The 26572-nt window shown below is 73.1% G+C and carries 21 protein-coding genes, 1 pseudogene and 1 riboswitch; of the genes and pseudogenes, 11 read left to right on the forward strand and 11 right to left on the reverse strand.

All coding sequences use genetic code 11. The features are described from left to right. Positions 1-126 precede the first annotated feature (126 nt). Genes AC07CM_RS30840 through AC07CM_RS30850 form a run of 3 tightly spaced genes read right to left on the reverse strand, consistent with a single transcriptional unit; the run spans position 127 to position 4873 of the window. On the reverse strand, positions 127-1323 hold the full coding sequence (locus AC07CM_RS30840; protein WP_478879744.1) for a VWA domain-containing protein: 1197 nt from the start codon (positions 1321-1323) through the stop codon (positions 127-129). Beyond that, positions 1320-3737 (reverse strand): DUF5682 family protein, encoded by a 2418-nt coding sequence (locus AC07CM_RS30845; protein WP_478879745.1) that lies wholly within the window; start codon positions 3735-3737, stop codon positions 1320-1322. The genes AC07CM_RS30840 and AC07CM_RS30845 overlap by 4 nt, the downstream gene beginning before the upstream one ends. Then, positions 3734-4873, reverse strand: a complete 1140-nt coding sequence (locus AC07CM_RS30850) for an ATP-binding protein (protein WP_478879746.1) — start codon at positions 4871-4873, stop codon at positions 3734-3736. The genes AC07CM_RS30845 and AC07CM_RS30850 overlap by 4 nt, the downstream gene beginning before the upstream one ends. Before the next feature lie 132 nt (positions 4874-5005). Between AC07CM_RS30850 and AC07CM_RS30855 the strand changes: the two genes are divergently transcribed. Both AC07CM_RS30855 and AC07CM_RS30860 read left to right on the forward strand, forming a co-directional pair. After that, positions 5006-6370, forward strand: a complete 1365-nt coding sequence (locus AC07CM_RS30855; protein ID WP_478879747.1) for an SWIM zinc finger family protein — start codon at positions 5006-5008, stop codon at positions 6368-6370. Between the two features lie 62 nt (positions 6371-6432). Next, on the forward strand, positions 6433-8061 hold the full coding sequence (locus tag AC07CM_RS30860; protein ID WP_478879748.1) for a DUF5691 domain-containing protein: 1629 nt from the start codon (positions 6433-6435) through the stop codon (positions 8059-8061). A 17-nt stretch (positions 8062-8078) separates the two neighbouring features. Here the strand turns inward: AC07CM_RS30860 and AC07CM_RS30865 are convergent, their stop codons facing one another. Next, positions 8079-8495, reverse strand: coding sequence for a cobalamin B12-binding domain-containing protein (locus AC07CM_RS30865; RefSeq protein ID WP_478879749.1), 417 nt, complete (start codon positions 8493-8495; stop codon positions 8079-8081). A 224-nt stretch (positions 8496-8719) separates the two neighbouring features. Between AC07CM_RS30865 and AC07CM_RS30870 the strand changes: the two genes are divergently transcribed. Continuing rightward, complete coding sequence (locus AC07CM_RS30870; RefSeq protein WP_478879750.1) at positions 8720-9571, forward strand: esterase/lipase family protein; 852 nt, start codon at positions 8720-8722, stop codon at positions 9569-9571. Between the two features lie 256 nt (positions 9572-9827). Continuing rightward, positions 9828-11354, forward strand: a complete 1527-nt coding sequence (locus tag AC07CM_RS30875) for a M23 family metallopeptidase (RefSeq protein WP_478879751.1) — start codon at positions 9828-9830, stop codon at positions 11352-11354. Positions 11355-11399: 45 nt separating this feature from the next. Here AC07CM_RS30875 and pcrA read toward each other — a convergent pair whose 3' ends face one another. Next, on the reverse strand, positions 11400-13880 hold the full coding sequence (gene pcrA, locus AC07CM_RS30880; protein ID WP_478879752.1) for a DNA helicase PcrA: 2481 nt from the start codon (positions 13878-13880) through the stop codon (positions 11400-11402). 285 nt (positions 13881-14165) lie between these two features. Next, positions 14166-14338: riboswitch (cyclic di-AMP (ydaO/yuaA leader) on the forward strand. Positions 14339-14345: 7 nt separating this feature from the next. Here pcrA and AC07CM_RS30885 point away from each other — a divergent pair. Together AC07CM_RS30885 and AC07CM_RS30890 are read left to right on the forward strand one after the other, a co-directional pair. Further along, positions 14346-15299, forward strand: coding sequence for a C40 family peptidase (locus tag AC07CM_RS30885; RefSeq protein ID WP_478879753.1), 954 nt, complete (start codon positions 14346-14348; stop codon positions 15297-15299). Between the two features lie 112 nt (positions 15300-15411). Continuing rightward, positions 15412-16380 (forward strand): tellurite resistance/C4-dicarboxylate transporter family protein, encoded by a 969-nt coding sequence (locus tag AC07CM_RS30890; RefSeq protein WP_478879754.1) that lies wholly within the window; start codon positions 15412-15414, stop codon positions 16378-16380. Between the two features lie 3 nt (positions 16381-16383). On the opposite strand, the gene AC07CM_RS30895 is transcribed toward AC07CM_RS30890, so the two are convergent. Next, complete coding sequence (locus AC07CM_RS30895) at positions 16384-16737, reverse strand: hypothetical protein (RefSeq protein ID WP_478879755.1); 354 nt, start codon at positions 16735-16737, stop codon at positions 16384-16386. Between the two features lie 429 nt (positions 16738-17166). Between AC07CM_RS30895 and AC07CM_RS30900 the strand changes: the two genes are divergently transcribed. Beyond that, complete coding sequence (locus AC07CM_RS30900) at positions 17167-18231, forward strand: C40 family peptidase (protein WP_478879756.1); 1065 nt, start codon at positions 17167-17169, stop codon at positions 18229-18231. Between the two features lie 16 nt (positions 18232-18247). Here AC07CM_RS30900 and AC07CM_RS30905 read toward each other — a convergent pair whose 3' ends face one another. Beyond that, complete coding sequence (locus AC07CM_RS30905) at positions 18248-18976, reverse strand: LuxR C-terminal-related transcriptional regulator (protein ID WP_478879757.1); 729 nt, start codon at positions 18974-18976, stop codon at positions 18248-18250. After that, positions 18973-20262 (reverse strand): ATP-binding protein, encoded by a 1290-nt coding sequence (locus tag AC07CM_RS30910; protein ID WP_478879758.1) that lies wholly within the window; start codon positions 20260-20262, stop codon positions 18973-18975. Before AC07CM_RS30910 ends, AC07CM_RS30905 begins: the two co-directional genes overlap by 4 nt. Before the next feature lie 198 nt (positions 20263-20460). Here AC07CM_RS30910 and AC07CM_RS30915 point away from each other — a divergent pair, with 198 nt between their 5' ends. Next, the gene (locus tag AC07CM_RS30915; RefSeq protein WP_478879759.1) at positions 20461-21954 is read left to right on the forward strand and encodes a PspC domain-containing protein; all 1494 of its coding nucleotides are present in this window, start codon (positions 20461-20463) and stop codon (positions 21952-21954) included. Further along, complete coding sequence (locus AC07CM_RS30920; RefSeq protein ID WP_478879760.1) at positions 21941-22153, forward strand: hypothetical protein; 213 nt, start codon at positions 21941-21943, stop codon at positions 22151-22153. The genes AC07CM_RS30915 and AC07CM_RS30920 overlap by 14 nt, the downstream gene beginning before the upstream one ends. On the opposite strand, the gene AC07CM_RS30925 is transcribed toward AC07CM_RS30920, so the two are convergent. Beyond that, positions 22144-22671, reverse strand: a complete 528-nt coding sequence (locus AC07CM_RS30925; RefSeq protein ID WP_478879761.1) for a DoxX family membrane protein — start codon at positions 22669-22671, stop codon at positions 22144-22146. The two genes, AC07CM_RS30920 and AC07CM_RS30925, sit on opposite strands and share 10 nt — an antisense overlap. Positions 22672-22819: 148 nt before the next feature. Then, entirely contained in the window at positions 22820-24106 is a 1287-nt protein-coding gene (locus AC07CM_RS30930; protein ID WP_478879762.1) for a hypothetical protein, read from the reverse strand. Between the two features lie 189 nt (positions 24107-24295). Between AC07CM_RS30930 and AC07CM_RS30935 the strand changes: the two are divergent. After that, positions 24296-25182 (forward strand): annotated as a pseudogene (locus tag AC07CM_RS30935) (DUF4429 domain-containing protein). On the opposite strand, the gene AC07CM_RS30940 reads toward AC07CM_RS30935, so the two are convergent. After that, the gene (locus AC07CM_RS30940; protein ID WP_478879763.1) at positions 25175-25969 is read right to left on the reverse strand and encodes a class II aldolase/adducin family protein; all 795 of its coding nucleotides are present in this window, start codon (positions 25967-25969) and stop codon (positions 25175-25177) included. The pseudogene AC07CM_RS30935 and the gene AC07CM_RS30940 overlap by 8 nt on opposite strands. Before the next feature lie 139 nt (positions 25970-26108). On the opposite strand from AC07CM_RS30940, the gene AC07CM_RS30945 reads away from it, so the two are divergent. Beyond that, positions 26109-26570: a pyridoxamine 5'-phosphate oxidase family protein gene (locus AC07CM_RS30945; protein ID WP_478879764.1), complete on the forward strand. Its 462-nt coding sequence runs from the start codon at positions 26109-26111 to the stop codon at positions 26568-26570. Positions 26571-26572 lie beyond the last annotated feature (2 nt).

Genomic DNA, 26572 nt, shown 5'->3' on the forward strand with positions numbered 1-26572 from the left:
AGGTCAAGGGGCGAAGACTTCCTCAGGTCGGCACGGTGAGGCGGCGTCGATCCTCGCACGGTCGGCCCGAGGGAGCGCAAGTCCCCTGTTACCGATGGGTAGTCATGTCCCTTTTAGAGCCCGGCGTCACGCGGTGTCCGGTATCGGCAGGGACCGCTTCTCGATCGCCGCCGCCATCACCTCCGGGAACAGACCGGGAGTGCAGGCGAACGCCGGTGCACCGAGCGCCCCGAGTGCCGCCGCGTGCTCACGGTCGTAGGCGGGCGCCCCCTCGTCCGACAGCGCGAGCAGGGTCACGAACTGCACACCGGACGCCTTCATCGCGGCGACCCGCTTGAGCATCTCGTCGCGGATGCCGCCCTCGTACAGGTCACTGATGAGCACGACCACCGTCTCGGCCGGCCGGGTGATCTGCGACTGGCAGTAGGCGAGGGCCCGGTTGATGTCCGTGCCACCGCCGAGCTGAGTGCCGAAGAGGACGTCGACCGGGTCGTCCAGCTGGTCGGTGAGGTCCACGACCGCCGTGTCGAAGACGACCAGCCGGGTGCTGATCGACCGCATGGAGGCGAGCACCGCCCCGAACACGGACGCGTAGACCACGGACGCCGCCATCGACCCCGACTGGTCGACGCAGAGGACGACCTCCTTCTTCACGGACTGCGCGGCCCGCCCGTATCCGATGAGCCGTTCCGGCACGACCGTGCGGTACTCGGGCAGGTAGTGCTTGAGGTTGGCCGCGACGGTGCGGTTCCAGTCGATGTCGTGGTGGCGCGGACGGCTGACCCGCGCGCTGCGGTCCAGGGCGCCGGTGAGGGTGGCCCGGGTACGCGTGGCCAGCCGCTTCTCCAGGTCCTCGACCACCTTGCGCACGACCGCCCGCGCCGTCTCCTTCGTCGTCTCCGGCATCGCCTTGTTGAGCGAGAGCAGCGTGCCGACCAGGTGCACGTCGGCCTCCACCGCCTCCAGCATCTCCGGCTCCAGCAGCAGCGAGGCCAGTCCGAGCCGGTCGATGGCGTCGCGCTGCATGACCTGGACGACGGTGGAGGGGAAGTAGGTGCGGATGTCCCCGAGCCAGCGGGCCACGGACGGCGCCGAGGCGCCGAGGCCCGCCGAACGCTCCCGCCCCGCCTGCGGTTTGTCCGCCTTGCCGTACAGCGCGGCGAGTGTGCCGTCCATCGCCGCGTCGCGGCCCGACAGGGCGCATCCGGTGCCGTCGGCCTGGCCGCCGCCGAGCACCAGCCGCCAGCGGCGCAGCCGTTCCGCTTCCGGGTCGCCGGCACCGACGTCGGTGCCGATGTCCGGCGTCGTCGCTTCGGTCGTCATGTACCCACCCCCACACAGCGGTTGACGTCGGTCGTCCCCTTCTCCCACTCCGCGTCCAGGCCGAGCAGCAGCCGCAGGACCGGCAGTACGGCGTCCGCCCGCGCGGTGTCCGGTTCCGCGGCGAATCCGGCCGGGCCGCCCGCCCGGCCCGCGAGGCCGGTGTGCCCTCCGGGCCCGCGCCGCACCAGTTCGCCGAGGGTTCTTCGCACCCCGGCCTCGTACGCCGAGAACGTGCGCCGCAGCAGCGGCAGTACGTCCGTGAACGCCTCCGTCGGCACCCCCGTCAGCCAGGTGTCGACCAGGCCGAGCAGCCGCTCGTCGTGGACCAGCAGCATGCCGCCCCCGCCGCCGACGAAGCCCTCGATCCAGGCGGCCGCGTCGGCCGGCGGTGTCCCGGGCGAGAGCACCAGGCCCATCAGCCGGGCCGCCTCCTCGGGCCCCAGCTCGCCGTCGTCCAGCAGCAGTCGCACAGCCCGCCCCCTGACGACCCCGGGCACGGTGTCCCGCAGGGCGAGCGCCCGCAGCACGGAGCGCCAGCGCGCGCGCAGGTCCCCGTGGCCGGTGTCCGAGGTGCCGGTCAGTGTCTCGGCCAGCAGCCCCACGGCGCCGTGCACGGCGTCGACATGGCCGCGCATCTCCTCCGCCGCGTCCGCGTCCAGGGCGGCGCAGGCGGGCGGGAGGCCGACGAAGACCCGCTCGGCGAGGCCCGCCGCGACACCGGCCAGGGCCGCGGTGTCGGTGCCGCGCACATCGCCGTAGCGCAGGGAGCGGACCAGGGCGGGCAGCGCCTGGGCGAGGTGCCCGACGTCCGCGTCGAGGGCCGCCCGGTCGGCGAGCACCCGCATCACCAGGGGCAGCGCGTCCGGCAGCCCGGCGAGCAGGCAGTGCTCGGCGAGCGCGGTGACGTCGGCGAGGGCCCGGGCCGCCGTCGCGTCCGCCTCGGCCCGGGCCGTGGCCGCGGCGAGCACGGTCGTCCCCCACACGCCCGCCTCGGCGACCCGCACGGAGAGCTCCGGCTCCCAGCGCAGCCGCCAGGTCTCCCGGAACGTGCCCGTGCTCCCCCGCGACCGCACCGGCTCGCCCCAGCCGACGCCGAGCAGCCGCAGCCGGTGCAGCAGCCTGCTGCGGCCGGCGTCGGTCTCCCCCCGCAGATCCAGTTCCAGCTCGCGTTCCAGCACCTCCGGCCTGAGCCGCAACCGGCGCTGCTCCCGGGCCAGATCGCGCTGCAACGGCACCGCCGGCGCCGTCGGCGGCACCTGGCCCAGCACGTCCCCGACCACCAGCCGGTCGTGCACCAGCGCCAGCGGGACGTCCGAGCCGTCGCACATCACCGCGCGCACGGCGTCGGTGGTCTCGCCCAGGCCGGGCAGCGGACGGCCGCGCACGGCCGCGAGGGTCTCGGCGAGCCGCACCGCCTCGATGACATGCGCCGAGGAGACGACCCGGTCCTCCTCGCGCAGCAGCCGCGCCACCCTGGTCAGCCACCGCTCGACCGGCCGGTCCGGCGCCCGGAACAGATGCCCGTACCAGCCCGGCGAGTCGATCCCGGCGCCGTACCCGCTCGACCGGGCCAGCCTGCGGTGGGTCCACGGCACCCAGGTCAGATCGGCCCTGACCCTGGGCAGCCCCTTCAGCAGTGCCCGGTCGGCGGTGACGGTGGCCCTCTCCCGCAGCGCGGGCACGTGCCACGCCCCGCACACCACGGCCACCGCGTCCCCGAACTCCTTGCGCGCGGCCCGCAGCTGAAGCCGCATGTGGGCCTCCCGCACCAGGTCGCGCGGCCGGCCACCGATCCCGTACCGCTCCCGCAGCGCCGTCATGGCCTCCTCCAGGGCGGTGAACGGCGCGAAGGGATCCCGCCGCCCCGGGCCGCGGTGCTCGACGACGTCCTCCCACCACCGTTCGGGGTCGTCGTACCCGGCGGTCTCGGCGAGCACGGCGAGGGGGTCGACGCGCGGGTCGCGCCCGGGGCCCGGCCCGTCCTCGGCGCCCGCGTCGGTGTCGGTGCCGTCGGTGCCTTCGCTGTCGTCGGCGTCGGCACGTCCTTCCACCTCGGTGTCCCAGGCCAGCGTGTGGGTGGCGGGCAGGTCGACGAAGCGGGCGGGAACGTCCCGTTCGAGGGCCCAGCGGATCGCCACCCACTCGGGGCTGAACTCGGCCAGGGGCCAGAACGCCGAGCGGCCGGGCTCGTCCACGGCGTGGGCGAGCAGGGCCACCGGGGGCCGCATCCCGGGGTCGGCGGCCAGCGGGATCAGCGCGTCGGCCTCGGGCGGACCCTCGATCAGTACGACGCCGGGCCGGGCCGCCTCCAGGGCGGCCCGCACCGCGCGCGCGGAGCCGGGCCCGTGGTGGCGTACGCCCAGCAGCAGCGGAGCCGGGGCCCCTGCCGTGTCCCAGGTGGAGTCGTCGCTCATGCGCTCACCTCCCGGCAGGCCCGGTAGAAGTCCTTCCAGCCGTCGCGCTCGCGGACGACCGCCTCCAGGTACTCCTGCCAGATCACACGGTCGGCCGCCGGGTCGCGGACCACGGCGCCGAGGATGCCGGCGGCGACGTCTCCCGGGCGCAGTACGCCGTCACCGAAGTGGGCGGCCAGCGCGAGGCCGTTGGTGACGACGGAGATCGCCTCGGCGGTGGACAGGGTGCCGCTCGGCGACTTCAGCTTCGTACGGCCGTCGGCCGTCATGCCGTCGCGCAGCTCCCGGAAGACGGTCACGACCCGGCGGATCTCCTCGATCCCGTCGGGCACGGCCGGCAGGTCCAGCGACCGGCCGATCTGCTCGACGCGCCGCGTGACGATGTCGACCTCGGCGTCGGCGCTCTCCGGCAGGGGCAGCACCACGGTGTTGAAGCGGCGGCGCAGCGCGCTGGAGAGGTCGTTGACGCCACGGTCGCGGTCGTTGGCGGTGGCGATGAGGTTGAAGCCGCGGACCGCCTGCACCTCCTCGCCCAGCTCCGGGATCGGCAGGGTCTTCTCGGACAGGATCGTGATCAGCGTGTCCTGCACGTCGGCCGGGATGCGGGTCAGCTCCTCCACCCGGGCCGTCATGCCCTCGGCCATGGCCCGCATGACGGGGCTGGGCACGAGGGCGTCGCGGCTGGGACCGTGCGCGAGCAGCCGCGCGTAGTTCCAGCCGTACCGGATCGCCTCCTCCGGGGTGCCCGCGGTGCCCTGCACCAGCAGGGTCGAGTCGCCGCTGACGGCGGCCGCCAGGTGCTCCGACACCCAGGTCTTCGCTGTGCCGGGCACGCCGAGCAGGAGCAGGGCGCGGTCGGTGGCGAGTGTGGTGACGGCGACCTCGACGATGCGGCGCGGTCCCACGTACTTCGGTGTGATCACGGTGCCGTCCGGCAGGGTGCCGCCGAGCAGGTAGGTCGCCACCGCCCACGGCGACAGTCTCCAGCGGGCCGGACGCGGTCGGTCGTCCTGGGCGGACAGCGCCGCGAGTTCGGCGGCGAAGGCGTGCTCGGCGTGCGGTCGCAGCGCCTGCGCGGCCTGGCTTCCGCTCGCCTGCGCGGACGTCGGTTCCACGGTCTCCATGGACACGGTCATGGCTGAGGCCCCCTCCAGCTCGGCCGGTGGTCATCTGGCATCCACCGTGCACCACGCCACTGACAATGGGACTGACCTGCACAAACAGGCTCGCTGGGCCGATTGTCAGTGCCGGGACCTACCGTCGGTGGCATGACTGAGCAGGGGGTGCGCTGGACCGCGGAGCAGGTGCTGGCACTGGCGCCTGACGCCGCGTCACGCAAGGCGGGGAGCAAGCTGGGCACGGCCGGGCCGTGGTCCGAGGCGGGCAGCGGAGAGGGGACGGTGTGGGGGCTGTGCAAGGGCAGTGGGAGCAGGCCGTACCAGACGGTGGTGGACCTCGCGGGCGCGGACGGGCCGGCGTACAAGTGCAGTTGCCCGAGCCGGAAGTTCCCGTGCAAGCACGCGCTCGGACTGCTGCTGTTGTGGGCGGACCCGGCGGCCGGTGCGGTCCCGAAGCCGGCCGAGCCGCCGGAGTGGGCCGAGCAGTGGCTCGCGGGCAGGCGCAGACGCGCGGAGAGCAAACGGGCGGAGAGCGGCGGGAGTTCCGCGGCCGGGACCGCTGACCCGGAGGCGGCCCGGCGCCGGGCGGAGCGCCGGGCCGAGCGGGTCACGGCGGGCGCGACGGAGCTGGAGCAGCGCCTGGCGGACCTGCTGCGCGGCGGCCTCGCCTCGGCCGAGCAGGCGGGGTACGGGCTGTGGGACGAGACGGCGGCCCGCATGGTCGACGCACAGGCGTCCGGACTGGCCGGCCGGGTACGCGAGTTGGGGGCGATACCCGCCTCGGGCCCGGGCTGGCCCGCGCGTCTGCTGGAGGAGTGCGCCCTGCTGCACCTCCTCGACCAGGGCTGGCTCCGCCGCGACCGGCTGCCGGACGCCCTCGCGGCCACGGTCCGCTCCCGGCTCGGTCTGCCCGCCTCGGCGGACGGCCCGCCGGTGCGCGACCGCTGGCTGGTCCTCGCCCAGTACGACACGGTCGACCCGAAGCTGACGACGCGCCGGACATGGCTGCACGGCGCCGAGTCGGGCCACACCCGGCTGCTCCTCTCCTACGGCGCGGCCGGCCGGGCACCGGAGCTGTCGCTGCCGGTCGGTCTGGCGCTGGATGCCGACCTGTCCGTGTTCCCGGGCGCCGGACAGGTACGGGCGGCGCTGGGCGAGCGGTACGCCCCGCCCGCTCCGGCCGCGCTCCGCCCGCCGGGCACGACCACGGCCGAGGCCGCGGCACGCTACGGCGAGGCCCTGCGCGAGGACCCCTGGCTGGACTCTGTTCCGATCACCCTGGACCGCGTCATACCGGCACCGGACGCGGAACCGGGGGGCTGGCAACTGGCCGACGCGGAAGCGGACTCCGCGCTGCCGATCACCCCGGCCGCCGGCTCCCGCCCGGGCCTGTGGCGGCTGGTCGCCCTCTCCGGCGGCGCCCCCGTGACGGTCTTCGGCGAGTGCGGCCATCGCGGTTTCACCCCGCTGACGGCCTGGCCGGAGGGTCCGGGCGAGCCGGTCACGCTGTGCTGACCCCGGCAGGCCACCGCTCAGGGACACGAAGGGGAAGGGAACGCCATGAGAAGGGAAACGTCATGAACGGGACCTCGGCCGCCCGGGACACTCCGGCTCCCGCGAGCTCCTGGGAGGACCTCGTCACCACCGCCCTGCTCGGCACCGACCGGCGCCCGCCCGCGGCGGCCGCGCCCGGCCGGGAAGCCCCGGCGGCGCTGCTGGAAGCCGCCGCCGTGGCCACCGTGCGGCGGCGGGCGGGGCTGCGGCCCGGACCGGCCGCGCGGCGGCCGGAGCCCGCTCCTGGGGATCCGCGTCCGCCGCTGCCCCCGGCCGCGGCGCGCAGGCTCGCGCTGCTGCTGGCCGACCGCCCGGGAGCCGGGGGCAGACGGGGCAGCTCACCCGACCTCATGGAACTGCTCCCGCAGTGGCTCGCGGCGGCCAACGCGCACGGGTACGCGGCGCCCCCGCAGGCGCTGCCCGCGCTGCTGGACGCCGCACGCGGCCGCACCGACCTGCGGCCCGCGGCGCTGGCCTTCGCGGGAGCGCGGGCGCTGTGGCTGGCCCGGCTGAACCCCGACTGGCGGTTCGCCCTGCGCTCGGCGCCGGGCGGTGGGGCGACACTGCCCGACCCCGAGGACGACGAGGCGGTGCGGCGGCTGTGGGAGGAGGGCCTGTTCGCCGAGCGGGTCGCCCTGCTGGCCGCGCTGCGAGCCCGTACGCCCGCGCACGCCCGGGAGCTGCTGGCGGCGACCTGGGCGACGGAGCGGGCGGAGGACCGGCTGATGTTCCTCGACTCGCTGCGCACGGGAGTGTCCCCCGAGGACGAGCCGTTCCTGGAGCAAGCCCTGGGTGACCGCAGCCGCAACGTCAGGGCGACGGCCGCGGAACTGCTGTCCACGCTGCCGGACTCGGCGCTCGCCGCGCGGATGGCCGTGCGGGCCTCGGCATGTGTGGCCGTCGACCGGACGGGGAACTCGCCCACGGTCGTCGTGGAGGCGCCACCCGAGTGCGACCCGGGCATGGAGCGTGACGGTGTGGCGGCCAGGCCTCCCGCGGGCAGAGGAGAACGGTCGTGGTGGCTGGGTCAGCTCGTGGAGGCGGCACCGCTCGGCACGTGGACGGGGCGGCTCGGCGGACGCGCCCCGGAGCAGATCGTGGCGCTGCCGGTCGCGGACGGCTGGCAGGGCGAGCTGCACGCGGCCTGGTGCCGGGCCGCGGTGCGGCAGCGCGACGCGGAGTGGTCGAGGGCGCTGCTCGGGGCGCCGTCGGCACCGGAGGCGGGGGGTCCCGGAGCGGTGTCCCTGGCGGAGCGGGCGAAGCTGCTGACCGCGCTGGAGGCGGCGGAACGGGCCGAGTGGGTGGCCGGATTCATCGCGACGCACGGCCTGTCGGAGGCGTTCCAGCTGCTCGGGGTGTGCGCGGTCCCCTGGGCCGCGCCGCTCGGCCGGTCCGTGGTCGACGCCCTCGACATCGCACGGGACGCGGGCAGTTACCCGTGGAGCTTCAGCGGTGTGATGGGACTGGCCGAGCGCTGCCTGGACCCGGCGGAGGCAGCGCGCCTGGACGGCCTGCTGGCGGTGCCCGACGAGCGGGAGGACGCGTCGCCGGGGGCCGGCGGGTACTGGGCGGAGGCGTTCCAGCGGCTCATGGCCACCTTGCGGCTGAGGGCGGCGATGGCCGGGGAACTGCGGCCGGACGCGCCGAGTTGACGCGAGACGCGGTTCTGCTACGCCTCGGCCGGCTGACGCACGTTCTCCCGCACCCACTCCACGATCGCCGCGGTGGTCGCCCCCGGCGTGAAGATCTCCGCGACGCCCTTCTCCTTGAGCGGCGGGATGTCCTCCTCCGGGATGATGCCGCCGCCGAAGACCAGGATGTCCTCGGCGTCCCGCTCCTTGAGGAGATCGATGACGGCGGCGAAGAGGGTGTTGTGGGCGCCGGAGAGGATGGACAGGCCGATCGCGTCGGCGTCCTCCTGGATGGCGGTGTCGACGACCTGTTCCGGTGTCTGGTGAAGCCCGGTGTAGATGACCTCCATACCGGCGTCGCGCAGCGCCCGCGCGATGACCTTGGCCCCGCGATCGTGGCCGTCGAGCCCCGGCTTGGCCACCACCACGCGGATCGGACCGGCTGCCACACCCATCACTGCCTCCATCAAGCGACCACGGAAGCGACCGCTTCCGCTGGTACCGACAAGTACCGCATATCTGGCACGTTCCGCCACCCGTCGGCAAGTGAACGAACGTTATCTCCAGCATCCCGCAACCGGCGGTTTTACGGTGCGGACCGAGGGGGAAATCACACGGTGGGACATGAGGGCACACGGGGGACCGAGCCGCCCCCCTGTGTGCCGACAGGAGGTCGGCCATGAAGGTCACCGGGGCAGTGCCACTCTTCCTCCCGTTCTACCGGCGCCTGTGGCCCGGCAGACTGGTCGACCTCTCCTTGGCCCTGTTCAAGGCGACCGCGCTGGAGGCCGCGATCCTCGCCGGTCATCTGCTGCTGTATCCGACCGGCCTCCTCCAGGAGCGCCGCTCCCCCGCGCTTCCCGCCCAGGACGGCACCACCCGGCTGCCCGACCGGCCCGGCCCGCCGGTGGTGCTGCTGCACGGCTTCATCGACAACCGCTCGGTCTTCGTCCTGCTGCGCCGCAACCTCGTACGCAACGGCAGGCAGCGCGTCGAGTCGCTCAACTACTCCCCGCTGACCTGCGACATCCGTACCGCCGCCGAACTGCTGGGCCGGCACGTCGAGGAGATCTGCGAGCGCACGGGCAGTGACCACATCGACATCGTGGGGCACAGCCTCGGCGGGCTGATAGCGCGTTATTACGTACAGTGCCTGGGCGGTGACCTGAGGGTGCGCACGCTCGTCACCCTGGGCACCCCGCACTCCGGCACCCGGGCCGTTCCGCTGGCCAGCGCGCATCCGATCGTGCGGCAGATGCGGCCCGGCTCGGAGGTGGTCGAGGAGCTGACCCGGCCCGCGCCCGGCTGCCGTACGCGGTTCGTCAGTTTCTGGAGCGACCTGGACTCGGTGATGGATCCGCTGGAGACGGCCTGCATCGACCACCCCGACCTGGACGCGCTGAACATACGGGTGACCGGGATCGGGCATCTCGCACTGCCGGTGCACCCCGCCGTCGCGGCCGGGATACGTGAGGTTCTCGACACCGCGCACCCCGAGGACACCCTCACGGGCGGCCTGACGGTGGCCTGAGCGCGGCGCCCGGACAGCAGGCCGAGGGGGCCCACAGGGGCACGGCACAGCCGTTCCACAGGTGACCTACCGTCATCCGACCTCGAACATTCTTCGAACACAAGACCAAACTCGCGTCCACCGTCCCCCGAAACACGGCCGATTGCCCGTTTCCCGCCAACGCGAAACCAGCCGAAGATTGTCGCGCCCGCGTACCGCCGGGTACAGTCGCCGCACTGCTCTGGCAGCCCCTGTTGTCGAGGCGAAAGAGAAGTTGGTGAACGACCGTCACCCGTCGGGGACCATGACCACCCCGGCCGCGGCTTCCGACGCCTCCACCGCGCACTACGCGTCGTACGGGGCACACGAAGCCCCTTACGACGACCTCACCACGTACGGCGGGTACGACGCCACCGGTTTCACGGCCGGTGTCACCGGCACCGGATCCTTCGCCACCGACCCGCTCTTCGGCAGCCTCCCGGGGGACGAGCAGCACACCGGCGCGTACGAGGCCACGCAGTGGCAGACCGGCACCGGCCAGATGCTGAACCACGACCCGTACGCGGCCCAGCACCACGCCGCCTACGACTCGGGCGCGTACGACAGCACCGCTTGGACGCTCCCCGCCCAGGCCACCGGCAACGACGTCAGCGGCCAGTGGGACGCGAGCGCCTGGCTGCAGCCAGACCAGTCCGCCGGCGCCGACCCCACCCAGCAGTGGGAGTGGGGCGCACAGACGTACGAAACGGGCACCTACGACGCCACACAGTGGAACTCCGACGGGTCGGCCGTGCCGCACGAGCAGTTTGCCGAACCGTTCGACCAGCAGTCCACGGCCACGTTCGAGCAGGTCGGCGACGCGCAGGCGACCGCCGCCTTCGAGCAGATGCCGTACGAGGACGCTTCCTACGGTGAGCCGGGTGGACTCGGGGAAATCGCGGAACCGCCCACCGGGGACGGCGAGTCGGGTGCCACGGGCGAGCTGCCCGTCGTGCAGCACCTGCTCGACGACCAGGAAGAGGCGACCCCGATCCCGGCGCCCCGTGCGGGCTCGCGCAGCGCGGCGCGGTCCCGGCGCCGCACGCCGCCCAAGCGCTCCGCGCTGCTGACCGTCGCCGTGCCCTCGGCCTGCGTGATGGGCGTGGCCGGCATCGCCGCCGCCTCCGTCGGCAGCCTGACCGACGGAGGCGGCACGGACACCACCGCCTCCGCCTCGGACGCGCACGCGGTGCGGCCGTCCGTCGCCAACAGCAAGCTGGACGCCCAGCTCCGGACGCTCTCCGCCGGCGCAGACGACTTCGCCGACCGGGCCAGCCGTACGCAGGAGCGGATCGACCTCAAGGCGCAGCAGGCACTGCAGCAGAAGAAGGCGGCCGCGGAGGCCGCGCTCAAGGAGCGGCTGCGTCCCAAGTTCGCTCTGCCGGTCGCGCAGCGCGGGCTCAGCGCCTACTTCGGCCAGGCCGGTGTGAACTGGATGTCGGTGCACACGGGCATCGACTTCCCGGTCTCGTACGGCACCACGGTGATGTCCGCCGTCGACGGTGTCGTCTCGACCAAGTGGAACAGCGCCTACGGCAACATGATGATCGTGACGGCGAAGGACGGCACGGAGACCTGGTACTGCCATCTGTCCAGCTACCGCGTCGCCTCCGGTACGGCCGTCAAGGCGGGCCAGCCGATCGCCTACTCCGGAAACTCGGGCAACTCCACCGGCCCGCACCTGCACTTCGAGGTACGGCCGGCGGGCGGGTCGGCCATAGACCCCCTGCCGTGGCTGCGCAGCCACGGGCTGGATCCGACCTGAGTTCCACCGAATGAGCCCCGCCCGACCGGCGGGGCTCACGCGTTCCTACAGCTTCTCCACCGGCGCGTACCGCAGCAGCAGCCGCTTCGCCTTGCCGTCGCCGAAGTCGATCGTCGCCTGGGCCTTGTCCTCCGAGCCGGACACCGCGACGACCGTGCCGAGCCCGAACTGGTCGTGGGTGACCCGGTCACCGACGGCCAGGGAGACCACCGGTTTCTCGGTGGCCCGCCGGGTGGCGAACCCGGACGCGCCCGCCGCGGAGGAGCGAGCGCGGGACGAGGAGAGCGAGGCCGCGATCCCGGACGCCGGCCCGGAGGACACCGGAGCGGTCGCGCCCGTGCGCTTCCACTCCACATGGGCGGGCGGGATCTCCTCCAGGAAGCGGGAGGGCGGGTTGTACGACGGCTGCCCCCAGGCGCTGCGCATCGACGACCGGGTGAGGTAGAGCCGCTCCCGCGCGCGCGTGATGCCGACGTACGCCAGGCGCCGCTCCTCCTCCAGCTCCTTGTTCTGGCCGAGGGCGCGCATGTGCGGGAAGACGCCGTCCTCCATGCCGGTCAGGAAGACGACCGGAAACTCCAGGCCCTTTGCGGTGTGCAGGGTCATCAGGGTGATGACTCCGTCGCCGTCCTCCTCGTCGGGGATCTGGTCGGAGTCGGCGACCAGGGCGACCTGCTCCAGGAAGTCGGCCAGGGTTCCCTGCTCCCCCTCGGCGCGCTCCTGCTCGAACTCCAGGGCCACCGCCGCGAGTTCCTGGAGGTTCTCGATGCGGGTCTCGTCCTGCGGGTCGGTGGAGGCCTGCAACTCGGCCAGGTAGCCGGTGCGTTCGAGCACCGCCTCCAGGACGGTCGCCGGTCCGGCGCCGGACTCCACGATCGTGCGCAGGTCCTCCATCAGCGTGTTGAACCGCTTGACCGCGTTGGTCGAGCGCGCGGCCATGCCGTACGCCTCGTCCACCCGCTGCAGGGCCTGCGGGAAACTGATCTTCTCGCGCTGGGCGAGGGCGTCGACCATTGCCTCGGCCCGCTCGCCGATGCCCCGCTTGGGAACGTTGAGGATGCGGCGCAGCGGCACCGAGTCCTCGGGGTTGGCGAGCACGCGCAGGTAGGCCAGGACGTCCCGGACCTCCTTGCGCTCGTAGAAGCGGACCCCGCCGACGACCTTGTAGGGCAGGCCGACGCGGATGAAGACCTCTTCGAAGACACGGGACTGGGCGTTGGTGCGGTAGAAGACGGCGACGTCCCCGGCGCGCGCCTCGCCCGCGTCCGTCAGGCGGTCTATCTCGTCGGAGACGAACTGGGCCTCGTCGTGCTCGGTGTCCGCCACGTAGCCGGTGATCCGCGCGCCCTGGCCGGCGTTGGTCCACAGGTTCTTCGGGCGCCGGGACTCGTTGCGCTCGATGACCGCGTTGGCCGCGGAGAGGATGGTCTGCGTGGAGCGGTAGTTCTGCTCCAGCAGGATCGTCGTGGCGTCCGGGTAGTCCTCCTCGAACTGGAGGATGTTGCGGATGGTCGCGCCCCGGAAGGCGTAGATCGACTGGTCCGCGTCACCGACCACGCAGAGTTCCGCGGGCGGGATGTCGTACTCGCCGGGCGGTACGTCGACGGGGTGCTCGGACGTCCCGACCAGCTCGCGCACCAGCGCGTACTGGGCGTGGTTGGTGTCCTGGTACTCGTCGACCAGGACGTGCCGGAAACGGCGGCGGTAGTGCTCGGCGACGTCCGGGAAGGCGCGCAGCAGGTTGACCGTCGTCATGATCAGGTCGTCGAAGTCGAGCGCGTTGGCCTCGCGCAGCCGCGACTGGTACAGCGCGTAGGCCTGGGCGAGTGTCTTCTCGAAGCCGTCGGTGGCCTGGGCGGCGAAGTCCTCCTCGTCGATCAGCTCGTTCTTCAGGTTGCTGATCTTGGCGCTGAAGGACTTGGGCGGGAAGCGCTTGGGGTCGAGGTCCAGGTCACGGCAGACCAGGGCCATCAGCCGCTTGCTGTCGGCGGCGTCGTAGATCGAGAAGGACGAGGTGAAGCCGAGCCTCTTCGACTCGCGCCGCAGGATCCGCACGCACGCGCTGTGGAAGGTCATGACCCACATCGCGTTCGCGCGCGGGCCGACGAGTTGCTCCACGCGCTCCTTCATCTCGCCCGCGGCCTTGTTGGTGAAGGTGATCGCGAGGATCTGGCCCGGGTGCACGTTCCGCTCGGCGAGCAGGTGGGCGATGCGGTGGGTGAGCACGCGGGTCTTGCCCGAGCCGGCGCCGGCGACGATGAGCAGCGGTGAGCCGGCGTGGACGACCGCGGCGCGCTGGTTCTCGTTCAGGCCCTCCAGGAGCGCGGCCGCGTCGAGCGCGGGGCGGGGGGCACCGTCGCGGTAGTGGGCGTCACGGTCCGGCGGCACGTCGAACTTCCCGCCGAACAGATCGTCCGGAAGCGGCTCCGGAGCATGATCGTCCTCGGGCGGCGGCGGGGGTTCCTCCTCGCGCCCGCGAGGGGTCTGGAGATCCGCCAGGAAGCTGTCGTCAAAGAGGCTGCTCATCGCTCTCCGAGTCTAGGGCGCCGCACCGACAACCGGTCGCCGCCCCGGAAAGGTCGCACCGGGGAGGAGCCCGCAATCGGACACGGCGCCGGAGGGCCGAACACCGCCGCCAGGGTGCCGATCAGGCCCTCACGCTGCGGAAGCGCCTGGTCACGGGGGTGGGAAAGTGCCCTCAGGTCACGGAAATGTATCGGACATATGAGGCACCAACCTTCACAGGAGACACACCAGTTGGCTAGGTTGCCGTCAGGTCGCACGCACCCTTCCGGCGAACGTCGCCGGGCGGCGCGACCTCCGCCGAGTCCGGTGCGCCCCTTCGCGTGCGGCCGGAGCCGGGGACCCACCGATCCTGGGGTGAATCGGCCGACTCCCGCCCGGGACGACGCCGTAGGGCAACCCTTCCGAAGCACCCGCCCGAACCCGACAGCTAACCCGGTAGGCGGACATTGGAAGGAGTCGCCTCCCTTGGCGTCGCACCGCAAGCCGCGCCCCGGCGGAGCCCTCGGACCGGGTCTGCGCACCCCCGCCCTGGCCACCGCCGCCTTCACTTCCGTGGCTGTCCTGTCCCAGACGGCCGAGGCCGCCCCCGCCGACGACGGCAGGCCGAGCGTCGAGGAGATCGAGAAGAAGGTCGACGAGTTCTACCGCCGGGCGGAGACGACGCCCGAGCGGCCCGACGAGGCCACGGAACGGGCCGGGCGGCAGAGGGGTCCGCTGGACAGCCTGCGCGCGATGGTCCCGTTCACGGACACCCCGCAGGAGCACGCGGAACACCCTCTGGACTACTTCGACCAGAACCGGCTGATGGACCGGCTGGCCTCCACCGTGAAGAAGCGGCAGGAGACGGCCAGGAACGTCGAGACACCGGCCGAGTCGGCGTACGACCCCAAGACCGCCAAGGCCGCCGTGCAGAGGAAGCTCGCCTCGGCCCGCGAGCTGCTGTCCCGGCCGACGGTCCAGGAGCCGGTGCGGCCGGCCGGGCCCGGGCGGCGCAGGCGGGCGGAGGCGGCAGCGCCGCCGTACGGGCCCCCCGGCGCACCGGCCGCCAGGGCCGAGAAGACCACCAAGGCCGAGAAGGCGATCGCCTTCGCCCGTGCGCAGATCGGCAAGCCGTACGTGAGCGGGGCCAGCGGGCCCGGCTCCTACGACTGCGCCGGCCTCACCCAGGCCGCCTGGAAGGCCGCCGGCGTCACCCTCCCGCGCGCCGCCCGCGACCAGGCCGCCGCGGGCACCAGGGTCTCCCTCACCGACATGCACCCCGGTGACCTGGTCTTCTTCCACGACGACCTGAGTCATGTGGGCCTCTGCACGGGCGACGGGTTGATGATCCACGCCCCATGGCCCGGCGCGTACATCCGCGAGGAGCCCGTCCATCACGGGCACGGATCGATCGTCCACAGCGTGGTCCGGCCCGCCTGACCGTCCACCGTCCGGGCCGGACGTCCTCTCTGCGAGTTCCACGTCCTCTTTTCGAGCCCCACGCGCGCGTGCCCTCCCGGCCGGTCCCGCGCGGCTCCCTAGCATCGGGCGCATGCCCGGCATCTCAGATCTGCGCGCGTGGTGGGCGGAGCGTCCGCCGGCGGCGGGGTCCGCCGTGATGGCGACCGGCATCATGTCGGTCGCCCTGCATCTGACCGGCGACGAGACGGCGTCCTGGATCTTTCTGTGGCTGGCCTGCGTCGCCTGGGTGGGTCTGGCCGCCGACTTCGCCGTGCGGCTGGTGTGGCAGCGGCAGCGGTGGCTGGCCGACGCGGAGAGTCCCGGCGCGCTCACCGCCGTCGCCGCCACGACGGTGATCGGCACCCGGTTCTCGGCGCTCGGCCGGCAGACCCTGGCCGAGGAGTTCCTGGCGCTGGCGGTGCTGCTCTGGCCGGTGCTGCTGTTCCTCGTCGTACGGCACTGGGAGCGGCGCATGCCGGGAGCGGTGTTCCTGTGTTGTGTGGCCACACAGGGGCTCGCGGTGCTGGCGGCCACGCTGGCAGGGGCCGAGGCGACGGCGTGGCTCGCGCATGCCGCGCTGGTGCTGTTCTGGCTGGGCCTGGTGCTCTACTGCCTGGCACTGCGACGCTTCGACGGGCAGCAGGTGTACGAGGGGGCCGGGGACCAGTGGATCGCGGGCGGGGCGCTCGCCATCTCGGCGCTGGCCGGGGCGAGGCTGCTCCTCGCCGAGAGTGCGCGGCTGTACCTGTGGAACGACGACGACCGGGACGTGCTGCGCAATGTGACGGTCGCGCTGCTCGTCCTGAGCCTGGCCTGGTACGTGATCCTGCTGGTGGCCGAGGCGGTCCGGCCGCGGCTGCGCTACGACGTGCGGCGGTGGGCGACGGTGTTCCCGCTGGGGATGACGGCGGCGGCCGCGCTGTCGGTCGCGACCGCCGTGGGCGTCGGGTGGCTGGAGGGTCTGGGGCGGGTGCTGACGTGGGTGGCGGTGGCGGCGTGGCTCGCGGTCGCGGCCGGCGCGGTCCTCACCGCCCGCGCCGAGATCGGCGGAGGGCGCTGAGCCCTACGTCCACAGCACGGCGATGAAGATGTTCGCCACGGTCAGCAGGCCGACGAGCCCGAAGAGGCCCTTGTCCACCTTCTCCTCGTCGCGCTTCACGTAGACCAGCCCGAGGATCACGATCAGCAGGGCGAGCTTCACGCCGATCTTGACGCTGTTGACGTGGTGGCCGTCGGCCTCGTTGAGACCGACCAGGGCCACGCCGGTGACGAGCATGGTGATCGCGCCGTGCAGCATCCCGGGCACGAAGCGGGCCGTGCCCTGGCCCATCGCCTTCATCTGGGTGAGGAAACCGCCGAGCAGCGCGGCGATGCCGATGATGTGCAGGCCGACGAAGAGATGGATGAGTACGTCCATGAGTCCGGAGCCTAATGAGGGGCCCCGGGGCCTCCTGCCACCGGCCCCACCCAAGGGCATCGGCGATCTTGCATATATGCGCCCCATAGCACCGCACGACTCCGAAGTGCCCGACATTGCGCGCATCGGTCACCACGCTGCGTGAAGGCGACGCCCCTGGCCCACCGAAACGGTCACTTGAGGTCACAACTCGACCCGTCGAAGCCAGTTCCGTACTCCGCGTTACCCACCTGTCACAGACGGGCCTAGCGTCCTCCCCCAGGTGACCGGCTCCCCACCGCCGCCCGGGCCAGGGCGGCAGTCGGCCACCTCCGCCGAGAAAGGTCCGGCGGTGGCCCGCTCCCCCTGTGCGGACCACCGCCGGACGCCTCGACCGCCCCGGTCGCAGGAGTCCTACGGAAAGTCCCACGGAAGGACGTGACGGTCCAGGTGGCAGCGCACCGCAAGCCCCGACAGCGCTCGCTCGGCGGCACCACGGCCCGGACGGCCGCCACCCTCGCCCTGGCGGGCGCGGCCACCGCCACGGCCTTCGACGGGACGGGCAACGCCGAGCCGCAGCTCACCCCGGCGCAGGTGAAGGCCAAGGTGGACAAGCTGTACCAGCAGGCGGAGGCCGCCACCGAGACGTACAACGGGGCGAAGGAGAAGGCGGACGCGACCCAGCGGCGGCTGAACGCGCTGCGCGACGAGACCGCGCGCAAGCAGCAGAAGCTCAACTCGGCCCGGGAGGCGCTGGGTTCCTTCGCGGCGGCGCAGTACCGCGACGGCGGCATCGACCCCGCCTGGCAGCTCGCCCTCTCCAGCGACCCGGACCGGTACCTGGACGGGGCCGCGTTCGCGGAGCGGGCCGGCGAGCGGCAGGCCGGGGCGGTGGCGCGGGTGCGCGAGCAGTTGCGGGACATCGAGCAGTTGCGGGGCGCCGCCCGTGTCGAGCTGAAGTCGCTGCGGTCGCGGCAGGCGGAGCTGAAGCGGCAGAAGAAGACCATCACCGGCAGGCTCGCGGAGGCACGCGGGCTGCTGGCGCGGCTCACCCCGCGGGAGCGGGCCCAGGTCACCGGCGACGGCGGCGCGCCGGGCCACGCCTCACGATCGGCCTCGGACGCCCGGGCGGACCTTGAGCAGGCGGGGTCCGTAGCCGCCCCCGACTCCCGCGCGGCGGCGGCCGTCGCCTACGCCTACCAGAAGCTCGGCAGCCCCTACGTGTGGGGCGCGACCGGCCCGGACGCCTTCGACTGCTCGGGCCTGGCCCAGGCCGCCTACCGGTCCGCAGGCGTGTCTCTGCCCCGCACCACCTACGCCCAGATCAACGCGGGCCGTCGTGTCTCCCGCTCCGAACTCCAGCCCGGCGACCTGGTGTTCTTCTACTCCGGCATCAGCCACGTCGGCATCTACGTCGGCAACGGCCGGATGATCCACGCCCCGAACCCGTCGGCACCGGTCCGGCTGGCCCCGATCGACCAGATGCCGTTCGCCGGGGCCACCCGGGTGGCGTGAGGGCTGCCGGCCCGGGTCAGACCAGCCGACGGGCCGTGGCCCAGCGGGTCAGCTCGTGGCGGTTGGACAGCTGCAGCTTGCGCAGGACCGCCGAGACATGGGACTCGACCGTCTTCACCGAGATGAACAGCTGCTTGGCGATCTCCTTGTACGCGTAGCCGCGGGCGATCAGGCGCAGGACCTCCCGTTCGCGCTGGGTGAGGCGGTCCAGGTCCTCGTCGACCGGAGGGGCGTCGGTGGAGGCGAAGGCGTCCAGCACGAACCCGGCCAGGCGCGGGGAGAAGACGGCGTCGCCCTCCTGGACGCGGAAGATCGAGTCGACCAGGTCGGTGCCGGTGATGGTCTTGGTGACATAGCCCCGGGCGCCGCCTCGGATCACTCCGATCACGTCCTCCGCCGCGTCCGACACGGACAGCGCGAGGAACCGTACGGGCCGCTCGGCGTCCGTCATCAACGAGGCGCACCGGCGCAGCACTTCGACCCCGCCGCCGCCCGGCAGATGGACGTCGAGGAGGACCACCTCGGGCCGGGTCGCGGTGATGACGGTGACCGCCTGGTCGACGTCCGCGGCCTCACCGACCACCTCCACGCCGGTCTCCGCGGTCTGCCCGATCTCGGCCTGGACGCCGGTGCGGAACATGCGGTGGTCGTCCACGAGCACCACCCGTACGTGCCGATTCCCAGCGCCGGGCCCGGCCTGATCCGCCGCCCCCGCCGTACCGTTCGCCTCGGTCGCGTCACTCATGACGTCCTCTCCGCCCTCTCCATCTCCAGCTCGACCTCCGTGCCGCCGCCCGGCACCGCCCGCAGCCGGGCCGTGCCGCCGTTGCGCTCCATGCGGCCGATGATCGATTCTCTGACGCCCATGCGGTCGGCGGGTATCGAGTCGAGGTCGAAGCCCGGACCGCGGTCGCGGACGGACACGAAGACCGTCCTGCCCTCCACCTCGGCGTAGACCTGCACGGCACCGCCCTCGCCACCGTACTTGGCGGCGTTCACCATCGCCTCGCGCGCGGCCTGCATCTGCGCGCCGATCCTCTCGTCGAGGGGACAGTCGCCGACCACGACCACCTCGATGGGCACGCCGTGCTTGTCCTCGATCTCGGCCGCGTTGCGCCGCACCGCCTCCGCGACCGTGTCCGGTTCGTCCGCCTCTTCCTTGCCGGTGCCCTCCGGCTTGTACAGCCAGGTGCGCAGGTCCCGCTCCTGGGCGCGGGCCAGGCGGCGCACCTCGCCGGCGTTGTCGGCGTTGCGCTGGATCAGGGTGAGGGTGTGGAGCACGGAGTCGTGGACGTGGGCGGCGACCTCGGCGCGTTCCTGGGCGCGGATGCGCATCAGGCGCTCCTCGGACAGGTCCTGGGTCATGCGGACCAGATAGGGGCCGGCGAGCAGCGTGATGCCGACCAGGACGGCCAGCGCGGCCTGCAGGACCGCGCCGAGGTGGGCGGCCGAGCCCTGCATGACGAAGATGGCGGAGACACCGGCGGTGACCAGCAGGACGCCGACGCCGGCCCGCAGCAGGGTGAGCGTGCGCCGGCGGCTGCCGACCTCGACCCAGCGGGCCCTGCGGACGTTGTCCGCCTGGCGCCAGACGAGGGCGACACCGGCCGCGACCAGGACGGCGGGCAGCAGGTACGCCTTGGCCGCGCTGGTCAGGTTGACGCTGCCCACGAAGACCATGGACACGATGACCATGAGGAGCAGGGCGACGATCTGTCCCTTGTCCGGCTTGCGGGCCACCAGCCTGCGGCGGCCCTCCGGTGAGGTCGCGGTGCCGACCAGCGGCGGCTTGTGGTCGCCGACGCCGCCGACGCCGAGCGGGACGAAGAACCAGAACGCGGCGTACAGCAGCGCGCCGAGTCCGTTGGCCATGAACAGGCCGACGAACGCGAGCCGGACCCAGATGACGGGCAGCCCGAGGTGCCCGGCGAGACCCCGCGCCACTCCGCCGAGCCAGCGGCCGTCACTGCTGCGGTAGAGCTTGCGCGGAGGCCGCGGGTCGTCGACTGGCAGTGCTGCGGCTTCCGGCATGTCATCGATGGTCACACGGGCGCGGAGGCGGCACATCAGGGTCGGCCCCCTAGACTCCCCTGATCTTCGAGCGGGCCGCCCGGAAAACGGCCGGCGCGGTGCCGCGGACGCCTCCCCCGACGTCTCAGGGCGGATCTCAGGGTTCGTCCAGGGTCATCCCGGCTGCCGCCGCGGCGGACGGGCCGTCACCATGGACGCATGACGGATCACGAGCACGCCGCGACGGGTCCGGGACCCGGCGGCCCGCGCCCGGCCCCGGGCAGCGGACCGACGGATGCCGCGCCCGCCGCGACGGAGGAGACGCAAGAGGCGGGAGGGACGGACCCGGCACCGGAACAGGAGACCACCGAGCAGCCCCGCCGTTTCCGGCGCGACCGCGGGCACAAGATGATCGCGGGGGTGTGCGCCGGGCTCGGGCGGCACACCGACATGGATCCGGTGATCTTCCGGATCACCCTGGCGGTGCTGGCCGCGACCGGCGGCATCGGCCTCATCTTCTACGGCTTCGCCTGGCTCCTCGTGCCGTATGAGGGGAGCGGAACGTACGGGGGGAACGGAAGGAGCGGGAAGAGCGGGGAGAACGGGAAGAGCGCGGAGAACGAGGAGAACGAGCTCCGCAAGCTGCTGACCGGACGGGTCGACGGCCAGGCGCTGGCGGCCGTGCTGTTCGCGCTGGTGGGCTGCGGGATCTTCCTGACCATGCTGAGAAACGGCGGGGTGCTGACCTTCGCCGTGGTGCTCTCCCTGCTGCTGGCCGGCGCCGGGTACTGGTCGCGGCGGCGCGACGCCGCCGACCCCGATCCGCTCGCCGCGCAGGCCGCCGCCGACGCGCCGCCGGAGGCCCAGGCACCGCCGGTCGTCACCACCTACCCGTCCTGGTGGCGGGATCCGATCGTCAAGGACGGCACCCACGTCGGCGGCACCGGCTATCTGTGGGGCCCCGGGGACGTCCGGAACCCGGGCGTCGTCTCGGCCGTGGACGTCCGCATCGCCCGACCCTGGACCCACCACGGCGGCTCCCCGCAGCCGCCGCGCACCACGGCTCCGGCGCCGCGCGGCCCGCGCTGGATCGGCGGCCGGGTGTTCCTGCTCGCGCTGGTGGCGGGGGGCCTGGGGACCGGTCTGACCTGGGACACGCATCCGCTGGGCATCAGCCTGCAGACCGGCCTGGCCTGCGCGCTCGTGGTCTTCGGCCTGGGCATCGCGGTCAGCTCGTTCCTGGGGCGGACGGGGGCCGGGTCGGTGTTCCTGGCGCTCCTCACGGCGGCGCTGCTCGCGGGGGTCACGGCCCTGCCCGAGAACATCACGACCCACTGGCGGGAGACGTCCTGGAAGCCGGCCGCGACCGCGGACGTGCGGTCCTCGTACGACCTCGGCACCGGTGTGGGCACCCTCGACCTGACCGGTCTTCGCCTGGCGAAGGGACAGAAGGTGGCCACGGACGCCCATGTCGGGGCGGGAGGGCTGAAGGTGATCGTGCCGGCGGACGCGGTCGTGCGGGTGAACATCGATGTGGGGGTGGGCGACATCCGCCTGCCCGGTGACAGCAGGAAGGACGTGGACGTGCAGCCGGGCAGGCACACCGATGCGACCCTGAGGCCGGCCAAGGGCGCCGGCAAGGACGCGGGCACGCTGGATCTCGAACTCCAGGTCGGCGTCGGACAGGTGGAGGTCAGCCGTGCCGCGTCATGAGTTCCAGCCGGGCAGGCTGGTCGCCGGTCTCTTCCTCACCGCCGCGGGCGCCGTCTTCGCCGGTGACGCGGCCGGGCTGTGGGAGACCCCGTGGTTCGCGATGATTCCGCTGGTGGTGGGCGGGCTCTGCCTGGCCGGCGCCACGGCGGCCGTGACCCGGGGCATACGCAGACGGAGCCGCGCCGAGGGTCAGCGGTAGCCCCGCCTGCGCCGTCGCCGTGCTCGCAGGGCCGCGTCCACCGAGAGGTAGGGCGCGCCGGCGAGGACGAGGGGCAGCCAGGCCATCAGGTAGGCGAGGTCGTTGCCGTAGTAGTAGGGCGACGAGGCCCAGCTCACGGTCAGCCACAGACTGAGCGAGATCAGCGCGCCGCCGAGGGCTGCCAGGCGGCCGAGCAGACCGAGCAGGGTGCCGATGCCGACGGCCAGCTCGCCGAGGGCGATGGCGTAGCCGAAGCCGACCGGGTTCTTCAGGGCCAGGTCGATCAGGGCCGGGAGGGCGGCGGAGCCGCGGGCCGAGCGCATGATGTCGCCGACGGAGCCGGAGCCGCCGGACTTCATGAAGGCGCTGTCGGTGAGTTTGTTCAGGCCGGCGTAGATGAAGGTGACGCCGAGGAAGATGCGCAGCGGCAGCAGGGCGTAGTGGGTGGCGGTGTCCCGCCAGTCACCACTGCGGTTCAGGTCCGCTGCGTGCGTGTCCGTCCGGATACCGTGAGTCATCGCTGCAGCCGCCTCTCGCCCGCCGTGCCGAGCCCTCACTCGACGATACGTACGACGGACGGATCGGGTTCAATCCTCTGCCGGCCGTTTTTCCGGATTTCGGGTCCGGAAGATGAGGGAAAGGGGGGCGGCGGCCCGGGTTCCGCTCTCACTCGGCCACTTCGACGACGCACCGGTTGGTCGCCACCCCGGCCGCGGTCACCACCTGTACCTCCACCGAGCCGGGCTCCACCTCGGCCGGCACCGGGACGGTCAGGACGGTGTCCGTGGGGTTGCGGAAGCCGCCGGCGACGGGGACCAGGGGGACATGGACGTCGACCGCGCCGATGCGCACGACCGTCCGGGAGAGGCGGTCGGCGCTCTGGGCGCCGGGCGGGACAAAGCCGGTGCCGCGGATCTCGATGTCGTCGCCGGTGCGGATCGGCCCGTCCAGGTCCCCGGGCTCGCGGGCGCGGACCACGGAGAGGATCACCGGGCGGCCTCCCTCGGCGTACTTGCCGGCCAGGTAGGTCGCGGCGGAGATCAGCACGACGACCGCGAGTCCCCAGGGCAGGTCGGGGAGTTCGTCGGGGCGGCGGGCCAGCCGTACGGCGGCGAAGACCACGGCTACGGCGCTGATGACGACGTACTGGAGGTCGGCGAAGGCGCCCCGGCCGGAGTCGTCGGTCAGCAGGTCGGCGGCGCGCGGCCGGTGGGCCGGCACCTTCTGCAGCCGCAGCCCGAGGATGCGCAGTCCGACCACCCGGCGGACCAGTACGGCGATGCCGCACACCACCGCGAGGACGGTCAACGCGCCCGCGCCGCGCCCGAGGTCGAGCCCGGAGAGCAGTGCGTCGCGTTCGGTGTGGTCGGAGGCGACGGCCAGGCGCCCGGCCAGCAGCAGGACCGCGTAGGCGACGAGCAGGACCCAGCCGGCCGCCACCGTGCGCGAGGTGGACATCCGGTTGTCCTCGCCGATCAACGGGGCCAGCACGCCACCGCGCGCCCGGTGGAACCAGGAGGCGGTGGTCAGCGCTCCGGCGACGACGAGCGCGGCGAGCAGTGCGGCGGTCCGCGCGCTGGTCCAGCCCGCTCCGATCGCGGTGAGCGCCTCGGCGAGCAGCAGCACGACGACCGCGCCCCACACCGTGCACGCCGTGCGCAGCCACAGCCGGGCCAGCCACGCCTCACCCTCCGCCCGGCCCCGGTCGGCGACGGCCTCCGCCCGCTGGGTCAGTTCCTCGGAGACCCACTGGCGGGAGGCGGAGGCCGAGTGCGCCACGGCCGGCGGCAGCCCCTGTCCGGCCGCGAACTCGTCACGGACGCGCAGGAACGCGGCGACGGCCCGCCGATGCCCTTCCCGGGCCCCGTGCGGACAGTCCCCGCAGGAACAGCCGCCCCCGTGCACCCCGTCGGCACCCGTTGCCGCGCCCTGTCTCGCCTCCTGCACCGCCACGCCCGACGCCCGCCTTCCCCACGACCCGAGACACGGCCGGCGGCTCTTCTGCGAGCCGTCCCAACGCCGTGCAACTCCCCTGTGACGAGAGCGAATTGTGCCCTACGCAAGCCTTCCCGGCCCGCCCGGACCGGGTTCCGGCGGGTGAAGTTCGGGCAGCTGTGTTGACCCGGCTGCGAGAATCACCGTATGGCCGAGATCATCCAGCGGGACGGCACCTGGGCGTTCGACGGCAGCACGATCCGGATCACCCCGGACTCCACCGCTCCGTACCGCTGTTGCGGCAGACGTACGGGGAGATCGCCGTACCGCTCGATGCGGTGTCCGGTGTCGTGTACGAGCCCGAGCGCAAGCGGGGCCGGCTGCGGATGCGGCTGCGCGAGGGCGCCGACCCGCTGCTGCAGGCCACCGGCGGCCGACTGCCGGACGCGGCCGATCCCTACCGGCTGACCGTGGACGCGGACCGCGGCGGGGTCGCCGAGTTCGTCGCCGAGGAGATCCGGCACGCGCTGCTGCTCGAAGAGGTCCCCAAGGAGCCCACGGCGACCTATCTGCTGCCGGGGCCGCCGGTGCCGGTCTCGGTGCGGTCCTCCGACGGCACGGTCTCCTTCGACGGCGTCCAGGTGCGCATCGACTGGGCCGACAGCTCCGACCGGGTCAAGCGCGCGACCGGCCCGCGGATCATCGGTCTCGGCGACCTGGTCCAGGTCGAGTGGCTGCCCAACTCCGGTTATGAAGACGGCTTCCTGCGCTTCGTGACCCGGGAGACGGCGTTCTCCAAGCTGCCGCCCGAGCGGGACCCCTACACCCTCGACCTGTGGGGCAGCGTCCGGCGTGACCTGCTGACGGCGCTGGTCGCGACGGCCGTCACCGCCCGGCTGCCGCACCCCTCCACCCGCGCCGGCGGCGCATACCCGGACCGCGAGGGGCCGCCGGCCGCCGTACCGGCGCGGGCCGACCACCACGACGTCCTGCTGCGGCGGCTGCGGGAGCTGGGCGAGCTGCACCGCGCCGGGGTGCTCACGGACGAGGAGTTCGCGGTGACCAAGGCGGCGGTGCTCAGGGGGTTCAGCTGAGCAGGTCGGGCTCGCTGCGGCTGATGTCCTGCCACAGCGGCTGGTAGTTGATCCAGGCCACCAGGTCGCCGCCGAGCTGCTCGCGGGTGGCGACGGCCAGTTTGTGGTCGATGAGGACCGGGCGGCCGGCCGCCTTCGCCATCAGCTGCACCTGGCAGGACCGCTCCAGCGACAGGAACCACCAGGCCGCCGCGTCCACCGAGTCCCCGACGGTCAGCAGCCCGTGGTTGCGCAGCACGAGGGCCTTGCGGGAGCCGAGCGCGGCCGCGATGCGCCGGCCCTCCTCGGCGTCCACGGCGACGCCGGTGTAGGTGTCGTAGAGCGCCACGTCCTCGTAGAAGGCGCAGCTCTCCTGGGTGATGGGGTCGATGAGGTCGCCGAGCGCTGCGACGGCCCGGCCGTGCACGGAGTGGCAGTGCGCGACGGCGACGACGTCCGGGCGGGCGGCGTGGACCTGGACGTGCACGGTGAAGGCGGCCTGGTTGACGTGGTAGCGGCCCTCGACCACCTGCCCCTCCCGGTTGGCGAGGACGAGGTCGCTGACGGTGACGTGCTTGAAAGGCATCCCGAACGGGTTGACCCAGAAGCAGTCGGTGAACTCGGGGTCGCGCGCGGTGATGTGCCCGGACACCCCGTCCTCGAGGCCGGAGCGCCCGAAGATCCGCAGGGCGCCCGCGAGCCGCTCCTTGCGGTGCCGGCGTTCGTCCTCGACCGACTCGTACATCGGCGGCATGGCGAACTGCAGCTGGTCGGTGGGCAGCGGCAGGGGCGGGTTGGGCCCGTGCATAGGTCCTCCACGTGGGGATTGCTGTACGGGCCGGAAGTTACCGCCGGTCGGCGCAAAAGGGCAGAGCTGTTTTGTAAAGATGACGTACGCGGCGGATACCAGACAGAGGTTGTCGGGATCGGCCGCGAGACTGGCGCCCATGAACTGGGCAGCCTTCACCACCGCCGCACCCGGACTGGCGGCGATCGCCGAGGAGCGCTTCGGCGCGTACCGGCACCATGTCCTCGCGACCCTGCGCAGGGACGGTTCCCCCCGCACCTCCGGCCTGGAGGTCCGCTTCCTGGACGGAGAGCTGTGGCTCGGCATGATGCCGAACTCCTTCAAGGCGCTGGACCTGCTCCGCGACCCCCGCTTCGCGCTGCAGTCCAATCCGGGTGCCGACGTGGACGGCGGGGACGTCCGGATCGGCGGACGGGCCTTCGAGGTCGTCGACACGGCCGTGAAGGGGGCGTACGTCAAAGAGGTGGAACCGCCGCAGCCGTTCCACCTCTTCCGCACCGAGCTGACGGAGGTCGTACGGACCTACGTCGAGGACGAGACATACCTGGTGGCCCAGGTGTGGAAGCCCGGAGAGCCGGTGCGCACTCTCAAGCGGACGTGACC

Source organism: Streptomyces sp. NPDC044061 (assembly GCF_056434305.1).

What these genes read in the sequence shown, in the direction of transcription:
- AC07CM_RS30905 (WP_478879757.1), bottom strand. Translation starts at nt 18,976, where the DNA reads ATGAGTGACGCGACCGAGGCGAACGGTACGGCGGGGGCGGCGGATCAG.
- AC07CM_RS30945 (WP_478879764.1), top strand. Translation starts at nt 26,109, where the DNA reads ATGAACTGGGCAGCCTTCACCACCGCCGCACCCGGACTGGCGGCGATC.
- AC07CM_RS30845 (WP_478879745.1), bottom strand. Translation starts at nt 3,737, where the DNA reads ATGAGCGACGACTCCACCTGGGACACGGCAGGGGCCCCGGCTCCGCTG.
- AC07CM_RS30940 (WP_478879763.1), bottom strand. Translation starts at nt 25,969, where the DNA reads ATGCACGGGCCCAACCCGCCCCTGCCGCTGCCCACCGACCAGCTGCAG.
- AC07CM_RS30860 (WP_478879748.1), top strand. Translation starts at nt 6,433, where the DNA reads ATGAACGGGACCTCGGCCGCCCGGGACACTCCGGCTCCCGCGAGCTCC.
- AC07CM_RS30870 (WP_478879750.1), top strand. Translation starts at nt 8,720, where the DNA reads ATGAAGGTCACCGGGGCAGTGCCACTCTTCCTCCCGTTCTACCGGCGC.
- AC07CM_RS30850 (WP_478879746.1), bottom strand. Translation starts at nt 4,873, where the DNA reads ATGACCGTGTCCATGGAGACCGTGGAACCGACGTCCGCGCAGGCGAGC.
- AC07CM_RS30925 (WP_478879761.1), bottom strand. Translation starts at nt 22,671, where the DNA reads ATGACTCACGGTATCCGGACGGACACGCACGCAGCGGACCTGAACCGC.
- AC07CM_RS30890 (WP_478879754.1), top strand. Translation starts at nt 15,412, where the DNA reads ATGCCCGGCATCTCAGATCTGCGCGCGTGGTGGGCGGAGCGTCCGCCG.
- AC07CM_RS30915 (WP_478879759.1), top strand. Translation starts at nt 20,461, where the DNA reads ATGACGGATCACGAGCACGCCGCGACGGGTCCGGGACCCGGCGGCCCG.
- AC07CM_RS30895 (WP_478879755.1), bottom strand. Translation starts at nt 16,737, where the DNA reads ATGGACGTACTCATCCATCTCTTCGTCGGCCTGCACATCATCGGCATC.
- pcrA (WP_478879752.1), bottom strand. Translation starts at nt 13,880, where the DNA reads ATGAGCAGCCTCTTTGACGACAGCTTCCTGGCGGATCTCCAGACCCCT.
- AC07CM_RS30865 (WP_478879749.1), bottom strand. Translation starts at nt 8,495, where the DNA reads ATGGGTGTGGCAGCCGGTCCGATCCGCGTGGTGGTGGCCAAGCCGGGG.
- AC07CM_RS30910 (WP_478879758.1), bottom strand. Translation starts at nt 20,262, where the DNA reads ATGCCGGAAGCCGCAGCACTGCCAGTCGACGACCCGCGGCCTCCGCGC.
- AC07CM_RS30855 (WP_478879747.1), top strand. Translation starts at nt 5,006, where the DNA reads ATGACTGAGCAGGGGGTGCGCTGGACCGCGGAGCAGGTGCTGGCACTG.
- AC07CM_RS30840 (WP_478879744.1), bottom strand. Translation starts at nt 1,323, where the DNA reads ATGACGACCGAAGCGACGACGCCGGACATCGGCACCGACGTCGGTGCC.